This window comes from Massilia orientalis (assembly GCF_030411975.2).
Taxonomy (GTDB): Bacteria; Pseudomonadota; Gammaproteobacteria; order Burkholderiales; family Burkholderiaceae_D; genus Telluria; species Telluria orientalis.
The window spans coordinates 91,930-112,565 of the sequence record NZ_JASNRB020000005.1; the positions used below are offsets into that span (position 1 = coordinate 91,930).

General features: G+C 64.4%; 18 protein-coding genes. 9 read left to right on the forward strand and 9 right to left on the reverse strand.

The genetic code is table 11. From position 1 onward, the window contains the following. Window positions 1-460: 460 nt before the first annotated feature. The 5 genes from QPK29_RS08875 to xdhA form a co-directional block, all read right to left on the reverse strand. Complete coding sequence (locus QPK29_RS08875; protein ID WP_056122918.1) at window positions 461-1,951, reverse strand: adenosine deaminase family protein; 1,491 nt, start codon at window positions 1,949-1,951, stop codon at window positions 461-463. A 133-nt stretch (window positions 1,952-2,084) separates the two neighbouring features. Further along, complete coding sequence (gene guaD, locus QPK29_RS08880) at window positions 2,085-3,389, reverse strand: guanine deaminase (RefSeq protein WP_371768657.1); 1,305 nt, start codon at window positions 3,387-3,389, stop codon at window positions 2,085-2,087. A 1-nt stretch (window position 3,390) separates the two neighbouring features. Then, window positions 3,391-4,398 carry a xanthine dehydrogenase accessory protein XdhC gene (xdhC, locus tag QPK29_RS08885; protein ID WP_371768658.1) on the reverse strand — a complete coding sequence of 336 codons (1,008 nt, stop codon included), beginning with the start codon at window positions 4,396-4,398 and terminating at the stop codon, window positions 3,391-3,393. Between the two features lies 1 nt (window position 4,399). Beyond that, complete coding sequence (xdhB, locus tag QPK29_RS08890) at window positions 4,400-6,742, reverse strand: xanthine dehydrogenase molybdopterin binding subunit (protein ID WP_371768659.1); 2,343 nt, start codon at window positions 6,740-6,742, stop codon at window positions 4,400-4,402. Between the two features lie 10 nt (window positions 6,743-6,752). Next, entirely contained in the window at window positions 6,753-8,222 is a 1,470-nt protein-coding gene (gene xdhA / locus QPK29_RS08895) for a xanthine dehydrogenase small subunit (protein ID WP_371768660.1), read from the reverse strand. 167 nt (window positions 8,223-8,389) lie between these two features. Here xdhA and QPK29_RS08900 point away from each other — a divergent pair, with 167 nt between their 5' ends. The 9 genes from QPK29_RS08900 (at window position 8,390) to QPK29_RS08940 (ending at window position 18,775) form a co-directional block, all read left to right on the forward strand. Further along, complete coding sequence (locus QPK29_RS08900; RefSeq protein ID WP_371768661.1) at window positions 8,390-8,947, forward strand: ClpP family protease; 558 nt, start codon at window positions 8,390-8,392, stop codon at window positions 8,945-8,947. A gap of 215 nt (window positions 8,948-9,162) precedes the next feature. Beyond that, window positions 9,163-10,404, forward strand: coding sequence for a hypothetical protein (locus QPK29_RS08905; protein WP_371768662.1), 1,242 nt, complete (start codon window positions 9,163-9,165; stop codon window positions 10,402-10,404). A 10-nt stretch (window positions 10,405-10,414) separates the two neighbouring features. After that, complete coding sequence (locus QPK29_RS08910) at window positions 10,415-10,819, forward strand: hypothetical protein (RefSeq protein WP_371768663.1); 405 nt, start codon at window positions 10,415-10,417, stop codon at window positions 10,817-10,819. Between the two features lie 66 nt (window positions 10,820-10,885). Further along, entirely contained in the window at window positions 10,886-12,457 is a 1,572-nt protein-coding gene (locus QPK29_RS08915; RefSeq protein ID WP_371768664.1) for a methyl-accepting chemotaxis protein, read from the forward strand. A gap of 191 nt (window positions 12,458-12,648) precedes the next feature. Next, window positions 12,649-13,332, forward strand: coding sequence for a hypothetical protein (locus QPK29_RS08920; protein WP_371768665.1), 684 nt, complete (start codon window positions 12,649-12,651; stop codon window positions 13,330-13,332). Window positions 13,333-13,336: 4 nt separating this feature from the next. Next, window positions 13,337-14,152, forward strand: a complete 816-nt coding sequence (locus QPK29_RS08925; RefSeq protein ID WP_371768666.1) for a slipin family protein — start codon at window positions 13,337-13,339, stop codon at window positions 14,150-14,152. A gap of 86 nt (window positions 14,153-14,238) precedes the next feature. Further along, entirely contained in the window at window positions 14,239-15,546 is a 1,308-nt protein-coding gene (locus tag QPK29_RS08930; RefSeq protein ID WP_371768667.1) for an HlyC/CorC family transporter, read from the forward strand. A gap of 247 nt (window positions 15,547-15,793) precedes the next feature. After that, a complete protein-coding gene (gene pilB, locus QPK29_RS08935) occupies window positions 15,794-17,527 on the forward strand; it encodes a type IV-A pilus assembly ATPase PilB (RefSeq protein ID WP_056122895.1) in 1,734 nt (577 codons plus the stop codon). A gap of 9 nt (window positions 17,528-17,536) precedes the next feature. Beyond that, complete coding sequence (locus QPK29_RS08940; RefSeq protein WP_056122892.1) at window positions 17,537-18,775, forward strand: type II secretion system F family protein; 1,239 nt, start codon at window positions 17,537-17,539, stop codon at window positions 18,773-18,775. Here QPK29_RS08940 and QPK29_RS08945 read toward each other — a convergent pair. The 4 genes from QPK29_RS08945 to QPK29_RS08960 form a co-directional block, all read right to left on the reverse strand. After that, window positions 18,753-18,977 carry a hypothetical protein gene (locus tag QPK29_RS08945; protein ID WP_400189751.1) on the reverse strand — a complete coding sequence of 75 codons (225 nt, stop codon included), beginning with the start codon at window positions 18,975-18,977 and terminating at the stop codon, window positions 18,753-18,755. The two genes, QPK29_RS08940 and QPK29_RS08945, sit on opposite strands and share 23 nt — an antisense overlap. A 104-nt stretch (window positions 18,978-19,081) precedes the next feature. Continuing rightward, a complete protein-coding gene (locus tag QPK29_RS08950) occupies window positions 19,082-19,456 on the reverse strand; it encodes a hypothetical protein (protein ID WP_371768668.1) in 375 nt (124 codons plus the stop codon). Next, on the reverse strand, window positions 19,453-19,923 hold the full coding sequence (locus QPK29_RS08955) for a hypothetical protein (protein WP_371768669.1): 471 nt from the start codon (window positions 19,921-19,923) through the stop codon (window positions 19,453-19,455). Before QPK29_RS08955 ends, QPK29_RS08950 begins: the two co-directional genes overlap by 4 nt. Before the next feature lie 10 nt (window positions 19,924-19,933). Beyond that, entirely contained in the window at window positions 19,934-20,425 is a 492-nt protein-coding gene (locus QPK29_RS08960) for an Hcp family type VI secretion system effector (protein ID WP_371768670.1), read from the reverse strand. Between the last annotated feature and the right edge of the window lie 211 nt (window positions 20,426-20,636).

A 20,636-nucleotide genomic window follows, 5' to 3' on the forward strand; every position in this document is an offset into this window, starting at 1 on the left:
TGTTCGATGGTGCGGATGCGGATGACAATGCACCAGCAAAAAGCAGCGCACGCGAGTCTAGCGGTTAATTGTTTCCAGGCTATTACACCCAAAACCGCGCATTTTCTCGGACGTTGGCTTAATAAAAGGCCAATATGGCATGAAGCCGTTTATCGAGACAAATACGTTTTCACTTGGGAATTTATAGCTTGCGCGTATAAGTTGCTTAAGAAGTGAGCAGATGATCGCGCGCAGGTTGCCTCTTCCCTCAGGAACAGACACGGCGGGATGATAAATGGGGCGTTCTGGAATGAAATTGTTTAGCTTGGTTTTTAAGCAAGCGACGTGAGAATTAATCCATTCTGTAGCGAGTTGGCCACAGGGACGGCATATGCATATACCTGTTCCACCTGGTCGGGTGGCAACCGGAGTTCGGAGGAAGATGCCGGCGGCGGGACCGCCGCCGGCGGGAGGTCGATACTTAATGCTTCACGGCGGTGCGTTCGAGCGCGGCGACGTCCGACTCGAAGCGTGCGAAGCGTGCATCGAGCAGGCGCGTCAGGCGCTGCTTGTCGGATTCCGGCAGGAAGCTGTAGCGGATGCTGTTGTACGACGCCTTCTTCACTTCCGCATAGCTCGGCTTGTAGCGGCTGGCGAACAGCACGTATTCGTTGGCCAGGTTGTGGCGCGTGACGCCCGCGTCGTCCGTCGAGATCACGTACGGCACGCCGTATTTGCGGTACAGCGTGATCGGGTGGTTCTCGCCCTGCACGCCCTCGATGAACGCGTTCGACGTCAGGTTGATCTCGACCGGGATGTCCTTCGCGCGCATCGTCTTCATGATGCCGACGGCGTTCGTCTCGTGCGCGAGGTCGATGCCGTGGCCGATGCGCTGCGCGCCCGCCACGTTCAGCGCCTGGTCGATGTGGTATTTCAAGTCTTCCGGCGGCACGTCGCCCAGCGCCAGCTCGCCCGCGTGCAGCGCGACGTTGACCTTCGGGTACACCTTCTTCAGGTAGCGGAACATCTGCATGTGCAAGGTGTAGTCGCGCATGGAGACCATCTGGCTTTCCTGGCCCACGATGTTCACGCCGACGATCTTGCCGCCCCGCGCGGCCGATTCGAACGCGGCCAGCATCGAGGAAAACACGCGCGACGGCGAGAACAGGCGCACGACGTAGGTCTGGTAGCGCATCGTGAAGTTCTCGTCGTCGATGCCCAGCGCCGCTTCGTTGACGGTGCGGACGAACGTGTCGACCGAGGTGCGGAACGCCGGCGTCGCGTTCAGCTTCTGGCGCGCGGATTCCAGCAACTGGGCGAATTTCGCCTCGTCGCGCGCGCTGTCCCACGCGCGCTTGTCGAATTCGGGATCCGAGACCGTGTCCGGGCTCTTGAACATCGTCTCGATATAGGCCACGTTCTCGGCCAGCGCGCGGTTCTTCAGTTCGACGAGGCCGTCGTGGAAGTTGCGGTCGGAGACGGGGCCGAAGTAGCCGAACGTCTGGAAGAACTGACGGTCCGGCGGCGGCTGGATGGCGCCGTGGTTATTGAAATCCTTGCTCGACCAGCGCTGCAGCAGCTCGCGCCACGTGGCGTCGTCGGCATACACGTCGGACGACGACAGGCAGGCGCGGTCCTTCGGCTGCTTCGCGCGCTCGTGCTCGACGACGCTCTTGTCGGTCTCGATCTTGTAAGTCAGCTTGTTGACGCAATAGCCCTGCTTGTCGAGCCAGTCGACATAGGTCTCGGCATAGATCGCGCCGGAGTAGTGGTGGTGCAGGTCGCCGCCCTTGGGCATCTGCGAGAAGAACAGGACCAGCTCCGCCGTCTTCGGCTGCGCGCCCGCGATCAGGGACGCGTAGTGGCGCGCGGTGGCCGCTTCGTTGGGGCCGGACGCCGGGGTGCGCGCGGAAGCGGCGGCCGCGAGGGCCGCCAGGGTGATCAGCAGGCTGCTGCTCAGGGTTTTTGTCATGTTGGTCTCGGCTGTGAGTGATTGTCGACAGTATCTCACCAGCGCCGAAGTCGTCGTTCCCGCGCACGCGGGAACCCATACTGAGTGTCCTGTTCGGCTCAGCATGGATCCCCGCGTTCGCGGGGATGACGTATCAATGCCGCTCGTGCACCCGCTTGCCCGCCGCATACGTGGCACGGATCGCGCGGTCGTCGCCCAGCAGCGCCAGCGCGAACAGGGTTTCCTCGAGCGAGTCGCCGTTCGCCGTGCGGCGCGCCAGCAGCGGCGTCGCCTTCGGGTCGAGGACGATGAAGTCCGCCTCGGTGCCGGCGGCAAAATTGCCGATCGTCCCTTCGAGCTGCATGCTGCGCGCGGCGCCCAGCGTGGCGAGATAGAACATGCGCAGGGCCGGGAGATAGCTGCCTTTTAACCGCGCAACTTTATACGCTTCATTCATTGTTTGCAACATCGAGAACGACGTGCCCGCGCCGACGTCCGTCCCCAGCGACACGTGGGCACGCACGCTGTCCGCCTTCGCGACGTCGAACAGGCCGCTGCCGAGGAACAGGTTCGACGTCGGGCAGTGAGAAATCGCGGCGCCCGTGTCGGCCATCAGCGCGAAGTCGACGTCGTCCAGCCAGATGCAGTGGCCGAACATGGACCGTTGCCGCATCAGCCCATGGTGCTCGTACACCTGCAGGTAGCTGCGGTTGTCCGGGTACAGGCTTTTCACCCACGCGCATTCGTCGCGGCTTTCCGACACGTGTGTCTGGATGTAGGTGGTCGGGCACGCGCGCGCCAGCTCGCCCGCCGCGCCCAGCTGGGCCGGGGTCGACGTCGGCGCGAAGCGCGGCGTGATCGCATACATCGCGCGGCCGTGGTCGTGCCAGCGGCGGATCAGGTCTTCGCTGTCGCGCAGGTCGGCCGTGTCTTGCAGGAAGTCCGGACAGTTCCGGTCCATCAGCACCTTGCCGCCGGCCATGCGCAGGTTGCGCGCGGCGCTCGCCTCGAAGAACGCGTCGACGGATTCCTTGTGCACCGTGCAGTAGACGAGCGCCGTCGTCGTGCCGTTGCGCAGCAGCTCGTCGAGGAAGTATTCGGCGACGGTGCGCGCGTGCACGGGATCCTTGAACTGGCGCTCGGTCGGGAACGTGTAGTTCTCCAGCCACGGCAGCAGGTCCGGCGCCGGGGAGCCGATCATGTCGGTCTGCGGGAAGTGCAGGTGCGTGTCGATGAAGCCGGGCGTGATGATCTGGCCGCGGTAGTCGACGACGTCGGTGCCGTCGGGCAGCGTGGCGGCCAGCTTGTCGTAGTCGCCGGCGGCGAGCACGCGGCCGTTCTCGACGACGAGCAGGCCGTCCCGGTGCCAGGCGTGGGCGTTCTCGGCGAAGGCCGGATCGGCGTGGAAGTGCAGCAGGCTCGCTCGGTAGGCCTGCACGGTACGGGTATCGTTGGACATCTCAGTCTTGTTCCAGTGGGACTTCGGTTGCGGTCGCGGGCGCGGCGCGGGCCGCCGCCTCCCAGACCATCAGCAGTTGCGCGACGACGGCGACGGCGATCACGGCGGGCTCCTTGCCCTTGATGCCGGGGACGCCGATCGGGCACACCATGTCGTCCAGGCGCGCGCGCGAAATCCCGCGGTCGCGCAGGCGGTGCTCGAACTGCTTGCGTTTGGTTTCCGATCCAATGAGGCCGAACCAGTCCAGGTTCGCGGGCCTGCGGAGGATCGCTTCGGTCAGGCGCTGGTCCAGCGCATGATTGTGCGTCATGACGAGGAAGCTCGTGCCGGCGGGCGCCGTGCGCACGAGGGCTTCCGGCATGTCCGTCGCTTCCACGACGACGTTCGGGGCGACGGTGGCCGGGAACAGGTCCTCCCGCTCATCGACCCAGGTCACCTTGCACGGCAGGTCCGCCAGCAGGCGCACGATGGCGGCGCCCACGTGGCCGGCGCCGAACAGCATCACGTGCGCGCGCGGCGCCGGGACGTGGTCGACGAGCCAGCGCCGCCCCGCGTCGTCGAGCAGCACGCGCGTGCCGCCGCCGCGTTCGAAGTCCGGGTAGCGGCCGCCCTTGCGCTGGAGGTTATGGCCCAGCGCGTCGACGAGCGCGAGGTCCGGCTCGCCGTCCAGCGCGACGACGCGCCACACGTCTTCATGGCGGCGCGCGGCCAGCTCGGCGCACTGGTCGCGGTCGACCAGTTCGAATGCGAGGTGCACGACGCCGCCGCAGCACTGGCCCAGGCTCGGGCCGAGCGGGAAGCGTTCCAGCCGGCGCGCTTGTCCGCTTTGCAGCATGGCGCGCGCCGTCTCGATGCCGCGCAGTTCCAGATGACCGCCGCCGACGGTGCCCCACTGCCCGCCGGCGTCGACGAGCATGCGCGCGCCCGGTTCGCGGGGTACGGAACCGTCGACCTTCGCGACCGTGATCAGCACGGCCGGTTGCGCGGTGGGGATGAGCCAGTCGTCCATGTCAGGCTGCCTTTTCCCGCACGGCTTGTTCGACGAAGGACACGGCGTCGAGGATCGCCTCGCTTGTCGCCGGTGCGCGCAGCGGCGGGTTCACCTTGTGGTCGCCGACGGCCGAGATGGCGTCGCGGATCGCGAGGAACACGGAGAACGGCAGCAGCAGCGGCGGTTCGCCGACGGCCTTCGAGCGGTGGATCGAATCGGCCACGTTGCGGTTGTCGAAGAGCTTCACCGTGAACGCGTCCGGGCAATCCGACACGCCCGGGATCTTGTACGTGGACGGCGCGTGCGTCATCAACTTGCCCTGCGCATTCCACCACAGTTCTTCCGTCGTCAGCCAGCCCATGCCCTGGATGAACGCGCCTTCCACCTGGCCGATGTCGATGGCGGGGTTCAGCGAGTTACCTGCGTCGTACAGCGCGTCCGCGCGCAGCAGCTTCCACTCGCCGGTCAGCGTGTCGATGACGACTTCCGCCACCGCCGCGCCGTACGCGAAGTAGAAGAACGGGTTGCCCGTCATCGTCTTCGGATCCCAGTGCAGGTTCGGCGTCGCATAGAAGCCGTCCGACCACAGCTGCACGCGCGACAGGTATGCCTTGGCGACCAGTTCGCCGAACGGGACTTCGTGGCCGTTCGCGAACACGGTATCGGCGACGAAGCGCACGTCTTCCACGGCACCGCCGTACTGCTTCGCGGCGAAGGCGGCGAGGCGGTCGCGGATCTGGCGCGCCGCATCCTGCGCGGCCTTGCCGTTCAGGTCCGCGCCCGTCGATGCCGCCGTCGCCGACGTATTGGCGACCTTGCTCGTGTTCGTCGCGGCGATGCGCACGCGGGTCAGGTCGACGCCCAGTTCGTGCGCGACGACCTGCATCACCTTCGTGTTGACGCCCTGCCCCATCTCCGTGCCGCCGTGGTTGACGAGGATGGAGCCGTCCACGTACACGTGCACGAGGGCGCCGGCCTGGTTCAGGTGCGTCACGTTGAACGCGATGCCGAATTTCACGGGCGTCAGCGCGAGGCCCTTCTTCAGCACGGGGCTCGTCGCGTTGTATTCCTGGATCGCCTGGCGGCGCGCGCGGTATTCGCTCGTCTGTTCCAGCTCGCCCACCAGTTCATGGATCACGTTGTCGACGACGGGCTGGCCGTACGGCGTGACATTGCGGTCGATCTTGTCGTAGAAATTCAGCTTGCGGATGTCGAGCGCATCCTTGCCGAGGTTGCGCGCGATCTCGTCGATGATGTACTCGATCGCGATGGCGCCCTGCGGACCGCCGAAGCCGCGGAATGCCGTATTCGACTGCGTGTTCGTCTTGCCGGCCGCCGCGCGGATGTCGCAGTCGGACAAATAATACGTGTTGTCGAAGTGGCAGATGGCGCGGGTGGCCACGGGGCCGGAGAGATCCGCCGAGTAGCCCGCGCGGCTCACCATGTCGACCTTCGCCGCGAGGATGCGGCCGGCGTCGTCGTAGCCCACCTCGTACAGGTAGTGGAAGCAGTGGCGCTTGCCGGTCACCATCATGTCGTCGTCGCGGTCCGCGCGCAGCTTCACGGCGCGGCCCAGGCGTTTCGCCGCGATGGAGGCCGCGGCGGCCCACAGTGCCGACTGCGATTCCTTGCCGCCGAAACCACCGCCCATGCGGCGGCACTCCACCACCACGTTGTGCGAATGCAGGCCCAGCGCGTGCGCCACGACGTGCTGCATCTCGCTCGGGTGCTGCGTGGAGCACAGCACGAGCATGCCGTCGTTTTCCTGCGGGATCGCGTACGAGATCTGGCCTTCGAGGTAGAACTGCTCCTGGCCACCGACGTACAGCTCGCCCTTCACGCGCAGCGGGGCGCGTTCGAATGCGGTTTCGGCGTCGCCGCGCGTCAGGCGCATTGGCGGCAGCACGTACGAGCCGGCGGCGCGCGCGGCCTGCGGCGTCAGGATAGCCGGCAGCTCCTCGTAGCTGACCTTCGCCTTCTTCGCGGCGCGGCGGGCCAGGTCGTGGCTGTCGGCCACGACCACGAAGATCGGCTGGCCGATGTATTGCACGAGGCCGTCCGCGAGGATCGGGTCGTCGTGGATGATCGGGCCGCAATCGTTGGTGCCCGGGATGTCCTTTGCCGTGAGCACGGCGCGCACGCCGCGGCTGGCCAGGACGTCCGTAAAATCGATGTCCAGGATGCGGGCGTGCGCCTTGCCCGACAGGCCCAGCGCCGCGTGCAAGGTGCCGCGCACTTCGGCGATATCGTCGGTGTAGTCGGCCTGGCCCAGCACGTGCAGCCGGGCCGATTCATGGGCTTTGCCGAGGCCGACCTGCTTCCATTCGGCCTTGGTCAGTGCGGGGGATCCTGCGTCGTTCATGTGTGTCTCCTCAAGCCAATGCGGTCGCGAACGGGTTGACCGCGTTCGGCGGCAGGGGGTTGTCCTTGCGCGTTTCGAGCCAGTAGCGGCGCAGCAGGTTCTGCGCCGTCTTCATGCGGTAGGCGCTCGATGCGCGCATGTCGGACAGCGGTGCGTAGTCTTGCGCCAGCGCGGCCATCGCTTCCGTCACGGCAGCTTCGTCCCACGCGCGGCCGTTCAGCAGGCCTTCCGCCTGCGCGGCGCGCTTCGGCGTCGCGGCCATGCCGCCGTAGGCGATGCGGGCCTCGACCACGATGTCGTCTGCCAGCGTGAAAGCGAAGGCGGCGCACACGGCCGAGATGTCCTGGTCGAAGCGCTTGGCCAGTTTATAGGTGCGGAACGCGACATTCGGACGCGGCAGCGGCACGCGCACGGCCTGCACGAACTCGCCGTCGCGCCAGTCCTTGACCTGGTAGCCGAGGTAGAAGTTCTCGAGCGGCATGGTGCGCTCCCCGTCCGGGCCGCGCAGCACCAGTTCGCTGCCGATGGCGATCAGCCACGGCATCGAATCGCCGATCGGCGAACCGTTCGCCACGTTGCCGCCCAGCGTGCCCGCGTTGCGGATCGGGAGCGACGCGAAGCGCTGCCACAATTCGCCCAGCTCCGCCTCGTAATGCTTGCAGATGGCGGCGTACGCATCCTCGAGGGAGACGCCGGCGCCGATCTCGATGAAACCGTCCTGCTCGCGCACGGTCTTCAGTTCGGCCACGTGGCCCAGGTAGATCACGTCGGTCAGGTCGCGCATCTGCTTCGTGACCCACAGGCCGATGTCGGTCGACCCGGCGAGGATCGTCGCCTTCGGATGCGCGGCGCGCACGGCGACCAGTTCATCGAGGGTGCGCGGGGCGTGGAAGGTCTGGCCGTCGTACTCGTAGGTGGCGCCCGCGTCGCGCTGCAGCGCCTGCAGTTGTCCGGTGACGGCGGCGCGGTCGAAATCGACGCGCGGCAAGGTGACCATGCGCCTGGCGGCGTCGATGATGGGCCGGTAGCCCGTGCAGCGGCACAGATTGCCGGACAGGGCGTCGTCGATCTCGCAGCGGCTCGGCTCGCGGCCTTCCTGTTTCAGGTACATGCCCCACAGCGACATCGCAAAACCCGGCGTGCAGAAGCCGCATTGCGAGCCGTGGCATTCGACGAGGGCCTGCTGCACGGGGTGCAGGTTGCCATCCTGCTGCGCCAGGTCTTCGACGGTGAACAGGGCCTTGCCGTCCAGGGTGGGCGTGAACTGGATGCAGGAATTCACGGAGCGCATCTGCAGTTCGCCGTTCTCCAGCGATCCGACGACGACGGTGCAGGCACCGCAGTCGCCCTCGGCGCAGCCTTCCTTGGTGCCGGTGCAGTGCAGATCCTCGCGCAGGTGCTGCAGGATGGTCTGCGTCGGCGCGACGTCGTTCACTTCATGGACGGCGCCGCGGTAGAAAAATCGGATCGGTGTGGACATCATCGCCTCAGAAAGGATCTTGTGAAAATTATGACTAACTGGATGCAAGAGTAGCACCGGGGGTCAGGCTGGATATATTGGAATACCGATTTTGAATATCAGATATTTTCAATAGCGCGACGTGAGCTTGTGAAACTTGCTATGCTTGAGCCGTCAATGGAGGCGTCATGGCTTTGCACATCGTACATTTCATCGGACCGATCAACGCAAATTCCGCCTGTACCGTGCGCAACCTTTGCTTGCAGGCACTGCAAAGCGGTGCGACGGAGATCGAGCTGCACATGTCGACCGAAGGCGGCAACATGACGGCCGGCTTCGCCTTGTACTACTTCCTGAAATCGTTGCCGCTGCCGCTCACGACGTGGAACGTGGGCAGCGTGGAGTCCGTCGGCGTCGCCATCTTCCTGGCCGGGCAGCAACGCTATGCCTGCCCCGGCACGCGTTTCCTCATCCACCCGCTGCACTGGGGCTTCGGCAACCTCGTCGCGGCGGACCACGCCCGCATCTCCGAATGGCGCGACTGCCTCGACTTCGACGCCGAGCGCTACGCCGCCATCTACGAAGACGCCACCCGCGGCGCACCCGGCGCCCACGACATCCGCTCCTATCTGACGGGCAGCGCCCGCATCTACACGGCCGAACAGGCGGTCGAGGCGGGCATCGTCCACGCGGCACGGCAGGCGCGCCTGCCGGAAGCGGGCACGACGACGCATTGGTGGAATTAAATACATCATCCAGTTCTGACAGGGCGCGCTGTCTGATCTGCACAACAAAGATAGCGGTCACAACTGAATAGAGAAACTATTCGTGAGTTTTTCCTTGTCGCAATTTTTGCTGCAACTCTACAATTCACTACAGATTCGTTACACGGCCTGACGCGCGCCGTCACAGTGTTTCTATAACAAGAACTTTCACCCGCCGTCTTCAGCAGGGAACCCCCATGAAAAAACGCATCATCGCGAGTGCGCTCGCCTTGTCTTTTGTCGCGCCTTGCGCCTTCGCGCAGGACGCCGTCCGCATCAGCGGCTTCGGCACCGGCGCCCTCACCTGGACCAACACCGACAAGGCCGAGTTCGGCCGCCCGAACCAGGCCAGCGGCGCCACCAAGGACGTCACCACCGGTGTCGATTCGAATTTCGGCGTGCAGGCCGACTACGCCGTCAACAACTGGCTGTCCGTCACGGGCCAGGGCCTCGTGCGCAAGGATGCGCAGGACGATTACGGCGCCGAACTGGCATGGGCATTCGCCAAGGCGAAGGTGTCGGACGACGTCTCGATCCGCGTCGGACGCATGGGCCTGCCGGCATTCATGATCTCGGACTACCGCAACGTGGGCTACGCCAATACGATGCTGCGTCCGCCGGCGGAAGTGTATTCGCAAATGCTGTTCAACACGGTCGACGGCGCCGACGTCATCTGGCAGCACAGCTATGCCGCCACGACGTACACCGCACAATTCGCCGTGGGCAAGAGCAAGGTCGACATCGCCGGCGGCCCGAGCCTGGACGGCCGCCGCGTGACGGCGCTGAACCTCGTGGCCGAGCACGGCCCGCTGACGGTGCGCTTCGGCCGCGTGGACGGCCACCTGACGCTGAACGGCTCGACGTCGCTGGCGACGCTGCTGAACACGCTGAACACGGTCGCTGCCGGCTACAAGTTCCCGCAGGCAGCCCAGCTCGCCAAGGACATCGACGTGCGCGACAAGAAGGCCTCGTTCACGTCCCTCGGCGCGACGCTCGACTGGAACGACATCGTCGTGCAGAGCGAGTACGCGAAGCGCAAGACGGACAGCTACATCAACGACACCACGTCGTGGTACGTGATGGGAGGCTATCGCATCGGCAAGTTCCTGCCGTACTACAGCCACGCCAAGCTCTCCATCGACGGCAACGTCCGCAACGGCATGCCGGCGGCCTGCCCGGCCGGCTATCCGGCCGCCTGCACCCCGACCCTCGCCACGCTGAACGGCATCGTGTCGAACCTGCGCTATACCGGCGTGAGCCAGGGCGAGCAGCAGACCGACACGATCGGCCTGCGCTGGGACTTCCGTTCCTCCGTGGCCCTGAAGGTGCAGTTCGACCGCGTGCGTCCGAACAAGGCCGCCGGCCTGCTGGTCAATGCGCAGCCGGGCTTCAAGGGTCCGGTGACCGTCGGCGCCGTCGCGCTCGACTTCGTGTTCTAAGGAGACGACGATGAAACATCCGATCAAGACCGGCCTCGCCGCCGCCGCACTGTGCCTCGCCCTGCCCGCCATGGCCGACGTGGTCGTCGTCGTGAACCCGAAGGCTGCCGAGGCCTCGATGACGAAAGACCAGGTCGCGCAGTATTTCCTTGGCAAATCGGGCGCGATGAGCCCGATCGACCAGCCGGAAAGCGCCCCCGTCCGCGCCGAGTTCTATAAAAAGGTGACGGACAAGGACGGCTCCCAGGTCAAGGCCTTGTGGTCCAAGCTGGTGTTCACCGGCAAGGCGACGATGCCGAAGGAAGCCGCCGACAGCGCCGCCGTCAAGAAGATGGTGGCCAGCGACCCGAAGGCCATCGGCTACATCGAAAAGAGCGCGGTCGATGCCTCGGTCAAAGTGATCTACACACCGTAAGCATCCACTACCACCGCCCGCCCCCGGTGCGATCCGGCGGCGGGCTGTTGAACTTAAGGAAACGGCATGAGCATCAAGCGCAAGATCTGGGCACTCCCCGTCATCTCGACCATCATCTTCGGCCTCGGCGTGGCGGTCTCCGCCAGCATCGCCAGCGGCGCCCTGGACTCGATCCACACGACCGAAGCGGTGGATTACCCGGCGCTGGGCACGGCGAAGGCGTTGACGGCGGACCTGCAGGGCATCACCGACGGCTTGCGCGATGCCGTCTCCGAAGGCGACAAGGCCCGCATCGCCCAGATCGGCGACCAGGCCGACAAGGTCCGCGCCAAGCTGGCCGAAGTGACCAGGATCCCAGGCATGGATGCCACCGGCAAGCGCCTCGCGAAGGAATTCGAGGATTACTATGCGCCGGCCGTCTCCGCCGCCAAAATCATGCTCGAACTCGAGCAGGGCGATACGCAGGCGACCGTGCAGCGCATGCAGGGCGCGCTGACGGTGCTCAATGCCGACGTCGCCAAGCTCAACGACCAGGCCCAGCAGAATTTCAAGGACGGCATCGCGCGCAGCAGCTCGAGCGTGCGCCGCGTGCTGTCCGTCACCATCATCACCGCCTTGATCGTGATCGCCACGCTGATCGGCGTGTCGTGGTTCGTCATCCGCACCATCTGGCAGCAGCTGGGCGGCGAGCCGGAATACGCGCGCGAGATCACCCGCGCCGTCGCCGCCGGCGACCTGTCGATGGACATCCGCCTCGACGCCGGCGACCAGCACAGCCTGCTGGCCGCGCTGCAGGAAATGCGCACGCGCCTGGCGACGATGGTGTCCGGCATCAAGACGTCGGCCGAGACCATCGCCTCGGCCAGCGCCGAGATCGCCAGCGGCAACGCCGACCTGGCCAGCCGCACGGAATCGCAGGCCGGCAGCCTGGAGCACACGACGCGCGCCGTCGAATCGCTGACCGATACGGTCCGCACGAACGCGGCCAACACGAACCAGGCGAACGCGCTCGTCGTGTCCGCCACCGACATCGCCACCCGCGGCGGCGAAGTGGTCGGCAATGTGGTGTCCACCATGGGCGCCATCAACGCGTCCGCGAAGCAGATCGTCGAGATCATTTCCGTGATCGACGGCATCGCTTTCCAGACGAATATCCTCGCGCTGAACGCCGCGGTGGAAGCGGCCCGTGCCGGTGAACAGGGCCGCGGCTTCGCCGTCGTCGCGGGCGAGGTGCGCAACCTGGCGCAGCGCTCGGCCGCCGCCGCCAAGGAAATTAAGCAATTGATCGGCGACTCCGTCGCCAAGGTCGACGCGGGCAGCGCGCTCGTCGACGAAGCGGGCGCCACGATGGAACAGATCGTCGCCTCCGTGCGCAAGGTGCACGACATCATGGCCGAGATCAGCGTCGCGGGCCAGCGCCAGGCCGAAGGCATCGAACAGATCGGCCGCGCGATCGACGACATGGACCAGATGACGCAGCAGAACTCGGCGCTCGTCGAGGAAGCGTCCGCCGCGGCGGAATCGCTGGCGGAGCAGACCGGGCAGTTGTCGGGCGCGCTGGCGCAGTTCAAGCTGGCGGCCGGGCACGCGCTGGGGGCGCCGGCGGGCCAGGCACGGCTGGCGCTGGCGCGCGGCTGAACGGCGACGCGAAATTCGCGATGGACAGTGCACATCCAGTCCAGATTCGGCGTATGCTGTCAGCACAAGCGCCGTACTGCATGCAGTGACCGACCTGGTCGCGCGGAATCAACGGCAACGCACGGAACCCGGCCGCCAGCGGCGGCCACTCGCCGGCACGACGCTCTCCATGAAACAACGGGGAGATCATCATGCGTCACACCTTGAAAGCCGTCTTCGACCAACGCAGCGATGCCCAGCACGCCCTGGACGCATTGCTGGCATCGGGCTACCCACGCGCCGACATGGCGCTCTCGAACATGCGCACGACGGAACCGGACACCTCGCTCCGGCATACCGCCGCGCGGCTGCTCGGCACCTTGTACCACCGGCACGCGCTGCCGGCCGACACGCGCGAACGCCACATCGTCACGCTCACGACAGGAACCGATCCGGAAGCCGCGCGCGCCACCGGCATCATGGGGCAGTACCGCCCGGCCGGCGTCGAAGACATCCCCGACGAGGGCGATCCGGCCGCCTGGACCGGGACCGTCGCGCCGCGCCGCGACTACCCGCCGGGCACCGCGCCGGGCGCCCTGCAGCACCATCCGCACGAAGACAGCCATTATTTCGGCACCCAGGACGCCGACGCTCCGCCCGCCGGCAACACGTTCAAGGAGACGATGGGCAGTATCGCGCGGTGGGACAACCCGGACGAGGACGCCACGTGGGCCGCGCCCGCCGGCGCCCAGGCGCCGCAGTCCGACCGGGCCTGGGAAGACGTCGAGCCCGCGCTGAAGCGCGAGTGGGAATACCGGCACGCCGGCAGCGAGGCGTCCGCCTGGGACAAGGTCAAGCTGGCCATGCGCCATGGCTGGGAACGGATGCATCACTGACATCATGAATCCGGTCACATCGTTCCTGGTCGCCGTCAGCCTGGGCATCGGCATCGCCCTGACCTGGTGGGTCAATCCGCTGCCCGGGTTGCTGTTCGTCGCGCTGGCCGTGATCATCGCGTTCTCGCTGAAGATGGCGAACACGTGGCAAAAATTCGTCATCCTGAGGCTGGGGAAGCTCCATGGCGTCAAGGGCGCCGGCCTGTTCGCGATCGTGCCGGTCATCGACAACGTGATCGCCGTCATCGACGTGCGCATCCAGACGACGGCCTTCAACGCCGAGCAGGCGCTGACCAGGGATACGGTGCCGGTCAACGTCGACGCCATCATTTTCTGGCACGTGCACGATGCGGAGAAGGCCGCGCTGGCGATCACCAACTACCGCGAGGCGATCGACCGGGTCGCGCAGACGTCGCTGCGGGAAATGATCGGCATGTCGATGCTGGCGGCGCTGCTGTCCGAGCGCAAGGAAGCGGATGCGCAACTGAAGGAATCGATCGGCCGGAAGACGGCGCCGTGGGGCATCACCGTCGGTTCGGTGGAGATCCGCGACGTCGCCATTCCCGTCGTGCTGCAGGATGCGATGTCGCGCCAGGCCCAGGCGGAACGCGAGAAGCAGGCCCGCGTCATCCTCGGTTCCGCCGAGGCCGCCATCGCCGGGAAATTCGTGGAAGCGGCCGACATGTATGCCGGCCATCCGGCGGCCCTGCAGCTGCGGGCGATGAACATCATCTATGAAACGACGAAGGAGCGGGGCGCCACCATCCTGATCCCGAGTTCGATGGTCGACAGCCTGAACCCGGGCACCGCGCCTCCCTAGCCAAACTTGCAAGCCCCCTCCCCTTGTCTTAGAATCGGCCTCTGCGCTGGCCTCGCCAGATTCCCGACGATTCTTCACGGTGATCCTTGGAAACCGTACCACTTTGGGTGCTCATTCTCGCACTCGCCCTCCTGATCCTCTGTTCGGCCTTCTTCGCGATGGCGGAAACCGCCCTGATGGCGGCCAACAAATATCGCCTGCGCCATCTCGCGAAGCGGGGCAACCGCGCCGCCATCACCACGCTGTGGCTGCTGGACCGCACGGACAAGCTGCTGTCGCTGGTCCTCATCGCGAACACGCTGATCAATGCGATGGCGACGGCGCTCGTCACCGCGATCGCCATCCTGTTCTTCGGCCACGAGGAAAGCGTGATCACGATCGCCACGGCCGTCGTCGCGTTCCTGCTGATCGTGTTCGCGGAGATCTCTCCGAAGATCATCGGCGCCACGTATCCGGAGCGCATCTCGCTCGGGTCCAGCTATGTGTTGCGTGCGCTGATGAAGGTCGCGAAGCCGGCGATCTGGTTCGTCAACCTGTTCGTCAACGGCCTGCTGCGCGTGCTGCGCATTCGCGGCGTGGGCGTGGGGCATGCGGATGCCCAGCAGAGACTGTCGCCGGAGGAATTGCGCTCCGTCGTGCTGGAAGCGGGCAGCTACATCCCGCAAAAGCACAAGAGCATCCTGCTGAACCTGTTCGAACTGGAAAAGATCTCGGTCGAAGACATCATGACGCCGCGCAGCCAGATCGAAGCGCTGAACCTCGCGCTGCCGGTCGGCGACCTCAAGGCCGAGCTGACCACCTGCTACCACAACAAGCTGCCCGTGTACGAGGGCGAGATCAACCGCATCGTCGGCATCTTGCACGTGCGCAAGGCCGTCGCGCTGCTGAACGAAGAAGACGACCTCACGATCGACCACTTCCGCGAACTGTTGACGGAGCCCTATTTCATTCCGCAGGACACGGGCGTCTTCACGCAGCTCCAGTATTTCCAGGAAAACAAGGAGCGCCTGGGCATCATCGTGGACGAATATGGCGAGGTCCAGGGCCTGGTGACACTGGAAGACATCATCGAGGAAATGATCGGCGACTTCACGACCTCGACGCCGGGCGCCGCCCGCAGCGATGCGATGGCGTGGAATGCCCAGGGCGAGGTCCTGCTGGAAGGCACGACGCCGCTGCGCGACATCAACAAGAAGCTGGGCCTCGACCTGCCCCTCGACGGCCCGAAGACCGTCAACGGCCTGCTGCTGGAACAGTTGCAGGAGATTCCGGAATTCCCCATCGCCCTCAGGATCGGCAACTGCGTGATCGAAGTCGTGCAGGTGCAGAACCAGGCCATCAAGGTCGTGAAACTGTTGCGGCCGGTCGCGGTCAAACGCTGGCTGGCAGCCTGACCGGGCTTCACCGGCCGAGCGCCGCCGGACACGATCCGGCGGTAAGCCCTTGTTCTTGCACGAGGAATAACGATGTTGTTCACACGACATTGCGAGCCGGTTACATGCCATTTCATCCACGTGGTATGCACGCATCTTTCACTACGACAAAGTCTTGACCGTTTTGATGCCTACGGGCATCATCGAGACGATCCGCCGGGGCCGTCCATCCTGCCCGGCTTCCTGTCGTCCTTCCAAACCTGACCATATGGCAGCAGTCCTTCCCAACACCACCCCCGGCACGGCGTTGCCCGGGCTGGCGCGTGCCCTGGTGCAGGCCGGACGGCTGACCTTGCCTCAAGCGGACACCTTGCAAAAGAAGGCGTCCGCCGACAAGGCCGGTTTCATCGACACCTTGCTCGGCAGCAGCTCCATCGATGCGAAATCCCTGGCAGTCTTCTGCGCCGAGACCTTCGGCTATCCCCTGTTCGACCTGGGCACGTTCAGCCACGACGCCCTGCCCGTCAACGCGATCGACCCGAAGCTGATGCAGGCCCAGCGCGTCGTCGCGCTGGCACGCAGGGGCAACAAATTGTCGGTGGCGGTGTCCGACCCGACGAATACGCAGGCCCTCGACCAGATCAAGTTCCAGAGCGAATCGACCGTCGAACCGGTGATCGTCGCGCACGACACCCTGCTGGCGCTGCTGGCGAACATCGCCAAGAGCGCCGAACAGGACTTGAGCGAGCTGGCCGGCGAGGAAGGCGACATCGAATTCGCCGACGAAGAACCGCAGACGCAGGCGGCGGAAGCGGCAGCCGCCGCGGCGGAAGTCGAGGACGCGCCCATCGTGCGCTTCCTCAACAAGGTGCTGATGGATGCAATTACCTTGGGCGCGTCGGACATCCACTTCGAGCCCTACGAAAAGCAGTACCGCATCCGCCTGCGCGTGGACGGCGTGCTGCGCGACCATCTCGCCCCGCCGCTGTCGATCCGCGACAAGCTCGTCTCGCGCATCAAGGTGCTGGCCAAGCTCGACATCTCGGAAAAGCGCGTGCCGCAGGACGGCCGCATGCGCCTCGTGCTGTCGCCCACGAAGACGATCGATTTCCGCGTCAGCACCTTGCCGACCCTGTTCGGCGAAAAAACGGTCATGCGTATCCTCGACGCGACGCAGGCCCAGATGGGCATCGACGCGCTCGGCTACGACCCCGACCAGAAAGCGTTGCTGATCGACGCCATCACGCGTCCGTACGGCATGGTGCTCGTAACGGGCCCGACGGGTTCGGGCAAAACCGTGTCGCTGTACAGCTGCCTGAACCTGTTGAACAAGCCGGGGATCAATATCTCCACGGCGGAAGACCCGGCCGAGATCAACCTGCCCGGCGTGAACCAGGTCAACGTCAACGAAAGGGCGGGCCTCACGTTCCCGGTCGCGCTGAAAGCCTTCCTGCGCCAGGATCCGGACATCATCATGGTCGGCGAGATCCGCGACCTGGAAACGGCCGACATCGCGATCAAGGCGGCGCAGACGGGCCACATGGTGTTTTCCACGCTGCACACGAACGATGCGCCGTCGACCTTGACGCGCCTGATGAACATGGGCGTGGCGCCGTTCAACATCGCCTCGTCCGTCATCCTGATCACCGCGCAACGCCTCGCGCGCCGCCTGTGCACGTGCAAGCAGCCGCTCGACATCGGCCGCGACACGCTGAAGGCCGCGGGCTTCCGCGACACCGACTTCGACGGCGACTGGAAGCCCTACGGCCCCGTCGGCTGCGAGCGCTGCCTGGGCTCCGGCTACAAGGGCCGCGTGGGCATCTACCAGATCATGCCGATCACGCCCGCGATCGAAGCGTTGATTCTTGGGCACGGCAACGCGATGCAGATCGCCGCCCAGGCCGAGGCCGAGGGCGTGAACTCGCTGCGCCGCTCCGGCCTGCTGAAAGTGAAACAAGGCCTCACCAGTCTCGAAGAAGTGCTCGGCTGCACGAACGAATAAGGATCCATCATGGCAACGACATCCGCCCCGGCACGCCGCGCGCCCAGCGCGCAAGTCAAGGAACACATCTTCGCCTGGGAAGGCAAGGACAAGACCGGCAAGACCGTGCGCGGCGAAATGCGCGCCGGCGGCGAGACCATCGTGAACGTGACCCTGCGCCGCCAGGGCATCATGGTCACCAAGGTCAAGAAGAAGGTGTACCGCAGCGGCAAGAAGATCCAGGACAAGGACCTCACGCTGTTCACGCGCCAGCTGGCCACGATGATGAAGGCGGGCGTGCCGCTGCTGCAATCGTTCGACATCGTCGGCAAGGGCCATTCGAATCCGTCGATGTCCAAGCTGATCATGGACTTGCGCGCCGACATCGAGACGGGCACCAGCCTGAACAACGCGTTCCGCAAGTATCCGCTGTACTTCGACCCGCTGTTCTGCAACCTCGTCGGCGCCGGCGAGCAGGCCGGTATCCTCGAAGACCTGCTCACGCGCCTGGCGATCTACAAGGAAAAGACACTTGCGCTGAAGAGCAAGATCAAGGGTGCATTGATGTACCCGTGCGCGATCATCGCCATCGCCTTCATCGTCACGGCCGTGATCATGATCTGGGTGGTGCCCGCGTTCAAATCCGTGTTCTCCAGCTTCGGCGCGAACCTGCCGGCGCCGACCCTGATCGTGATGGGCATCTCGGATTTCGTCGTGAAATGGTGGTACATCATCTTCGGCTCGATCTTCGGCGCGCTGTACTTCTTCTTCCAGTCCTGGCGCCGGTCGCTGAAAATGCAGCAGTTCATGGACCGCGTGCTGCTGCGCCTCCCCGTGTTCGGCGAAGTGATCCGCAAGGCGACGATCGCCCGCTGGACCCGCACGCTGGCGACGATGTTCGCGGCCGGCGTGCCGCTCGTGGAAGCGCTGGACTCCGTGGGCGGCGCGTCCGGCAACAATGTCTACCTGGAAGCCACGAAAAAGATCCAGACGGAAGTCAGCACGGGCACGAGCCTGACGGCCGCGATGCAGAACGCCAATGTCTTCCCCAACATGGTCACGCAAATGGTCGCCATCGGCGAGGAATCCGGCGCGCTGGACGGCATGCTGGGCAAGGTGGCCGACTTCTACGAGGAAGAAGTGGACGAGGCCGTCAAGACGCTGTCGTCGCTGATGGAGCCCATGATCATGGTCGTGCTCGGGGTGCTGATCGGCGGTCTCGTGATTGCCATGTATTTGCCGATCTTCAAGCTGGGGTCGGTGGTCTGAAGGCGGTGCCGGCCAGCGTCGTGCGCCGCAACCGGACTCGCGTATGCGGGGTCCGGATGCCGGCCACGATGCCCCAGACCGCGGCCCAGTGCAGCGCGCGGTCGGTGGACGGCCCAAGCGGCCGCGCCGCCGCCGCACGCTGCAGGGCGAGCGACATGCGTTTCATCGCATAGAGTTTTCGATCGGACACCGGGATTGCCATGTTTGCAGATTAGCAAGCGTAGGTGTGTTCGACGGTGGCATACCTAACCCATCACTGACACGTGCGCGAGGGCGCGCACGGTCCGTCTCAGGTAAACATCGATGTCAACAGCTTGCACCGGAATGTGGTTGACCGTTGCGAAGGTTGAATCCCATGAAGCATCGGTAACCGTCGCTTGGGCGATATGAGCACCATACGTCTCCCTTGCGACGCAGGCGCTCGCCCTGCTCAGTTGTGCAGGTAACGCCCTTGGCGTCCGGATAGAGTGACTCGAAAACCTCTCTGGCGGCATCGCCTTCGACGATGATTGCGATTTTCCGGTCAGTCCTGGTCGGCGCCGCTCGCTCATCCGGTTCGCCGGAATAGATGAGATAGGTGGCCTTCAAAAGCTTGTATTTCTCGTGCCAGTCGATCGAATCACTACCTGCATAAGCCGTAGGAACCACGCATAACCAAGCTGCAATCAGAATTCTTTTCATCGAACCTCCACATGAAAGTGGTTGTCGTGATGAGGCCACATCATCACTCGAGGATGAGCTCTTGTATCGTTGAACAGCACTTTTGTCACAAGTGGATGCGAGAAAAAGATGTCGATCAGCTTTCCCGTCGCTTCCTGATCATATTCGTGATCATGCCAGGTCACAGGCAAATGAAGTCCATCCTTGCGAACCGCACGCACATCGACTTGAAGTCCGTCCCGATGCGAAGCGTGTTCATTTTTCGGGCCGTCGGCCTTGCTTATGTTGCCGACACCGAACTTACGGCTGTCGATGGCAGACCATTCCCGCTCGACCCATAAAAGCACGGTCATCATCGAAGGATGCGCGTACTGGAACTTGCCTCCGGCGGGTGTCCCGTAGACATAATATCCGGCCTCTTCCGGAGCCTGAGGGAGCATGAAGTAAGTTCGGGAGTCATGCGGTTGAAGCTGGGATAGTTGCTCCATACCGGCTCCATTACGCGCTTCGGTTGGTCGCCAGGTCCCAGCTACCGGCAGTGTTTCCACCTGCTCCACCGCTGATCTTCTGCTGCGTATATTTCCATTTTACTTTGCTGAATCTGAGGGTGAAGCTATCGTGCAAACCGCTTCCCTCATGCATCACCTGATCAATACTTGCAACAATAACGTTGTCCACCTCGACTTCGTAATACTTGATGGGATGCCCATCACTGTCCGCACGCATGAATTCCAGTTTCACTTTGGGTATGGTCTTTCCCATAGAACATGTCTGCATCAGAATCGGCGAAGCGAGGTCCGCCAACTTATGTAGCGAAATGCTTTTGTGCTCACACCGCTCTGCCGTGTGGCCTCCTGCCGTGGATGCGGTTGCGCTTCTTGGCTGCTTTACGCCCCAGGAAGCGCTGGTAATTTCGATCCAGCCTACGTGATTTGAGTCAGCGGATTCGCCTTTGATACCATCGATTTGCAAATATGCGTCCACAGCCATGAGTGCCTCCGTTGTGAATAGAGTAAGTGAAGAATTCTTGCTCAAGCCACTGACGTCGCGTTGGCCAAACTCAGTCAGTCAAGTGCGATAGCTCAATGGTCTACCTGCAGCAACTGAACTGTCGACGCTGTCACTCTGTCGCGCTACTGTGCGCTGCCGCACCGTCCATCTCAGCAATAACTGGTATTTTGTTGATTGATTCTCAACACTT

What these genes read in the sequence shown, in the direction of transcription:
- xdhB (WP_371768659.1), bottom strand. Translation starts at nt 6,742, where the DNA reads ATGAACGACGCAGGATCCCCCGCACTGACCAAGGCCGAATGGAAGCAG.
- pilB (WP_056122895.1), top strand. Translation starts at nt 15,794, where the DNA reads ATGGCAGCAGTCCTTCCCAACACCACCCCCGGCACGGCGTTGCCCGGG.
- QPK29_RS08900 (WP_371768661.1), top strand. Translation starts at nt 8,390, where the DNA reads ATGGCTTTGCACATCGTACATTTCATCGGACCGATCAACGCAAATTCC.
- QPK29_RS08915 (WP_371768664.1), top strand. Translation starts at nt 10,886, where the DNA reads ATGAGCATCAAGCGCAAGATCTGGGCACTCCCCGTCATCTCGACCATC.
- QPK29_RS08925 (WP_371768666.1), top strand. Translation starts at nt 13,337, where the DNA reads ATGAATCCGGTCACATCGTTCCTGGTCGCCGTCAGCCTGGGCATCGGC.
- QPK29_RS08905 (WP_371768662.1), top strand. Translation starts at nt 9,163, where the DNA reads ATGAAAAAACGCATCATCGCGAGTGCGCTCGCCTTGTCTTTTGTCGCG.
- guaD (WP_371768657.1), bottom strand. Translation starts at nt 3,389, where the DNA reads ATGTCCAACGATACCCGTACCGTGCAGGCCTACCGAGCGAGCCTGCTG.
- QPK29_RS08940 (WP_056122892.1), top strand. Translation starts at nt 17,537, where the DNA reads ATGGCAACGACATCCGCCCCGGCACGCCGCGCGCCCAGCGCGCAAGTC.
- xdhA (WP_371768660.1), bottom strand. Translation starts at nt 8,222, where the DNA reads ATGTCCACACCGATCCGATTTTTCTACCGCGGCGCCGTCCATGAAGTG.
- QPK29_RS08910 (WP_371768663.1), top strand. Translation starts at nt 10,415, where the DNA reads ATGAAACATCCGATCAAGACCGGCCTCGCCGCCGCCGCACTGTGCCTC.
- QPK29_RS08955 (WP_371768669.1), bottom strand. Translation starts at nt 19,923, where the DNA reads ATGGAGCAACTATCCCAGCTTCAACCGCATGACTCCCGAACTTACTTC.
- xdhC (WP_371768658.1), bottom strand. Translation starts at nt 4,398, where the DNA reads ATGGACGACTGGCTCATCCCCACCGCGCAACCGGCCGTGCTGATCACG.
- QPK29_RS08945 (WP_400189751.1), bottom strand. Translation starts at nt 18,977, where the DNA reads ATGGCAATCCCGGTGTCCGATCGAAAACTCTATGCGATGAAACGCATG.
- QPK29_RS08920 (WP_371768665.1), top strand. Translation starts at nt 12,649, where the DNA reads ATGCGTCACACCTTGAAAGCCGTCTTCGACCAACGCAGCGATGCCCAG.
- QPK29_RS08950 (WP_371768668.1), bottom strand. Translation starts at nt 19,456, where the DNA reads ATGAAAAGAATTCTGATTGCAGCTTGGTTATGCGTGGTTCCTACGGCT.
- QPK29_RS08960 (WP_371768670.1), bottom strand. Translation starts at nt 20,425, where the DNA reads ATGGCTGTGGACGCATATTTGCAAATCGATGGTATCAAAGGCGAATCC.
- QPK29_RS08875 (WP_056122918.1), bottom strand. Translation starts at nt 1,951, where the DNA reads ATGACAAAAACCCTGAGCAGCAGCCTGCTGATCACCCTGGCGGCCCTC.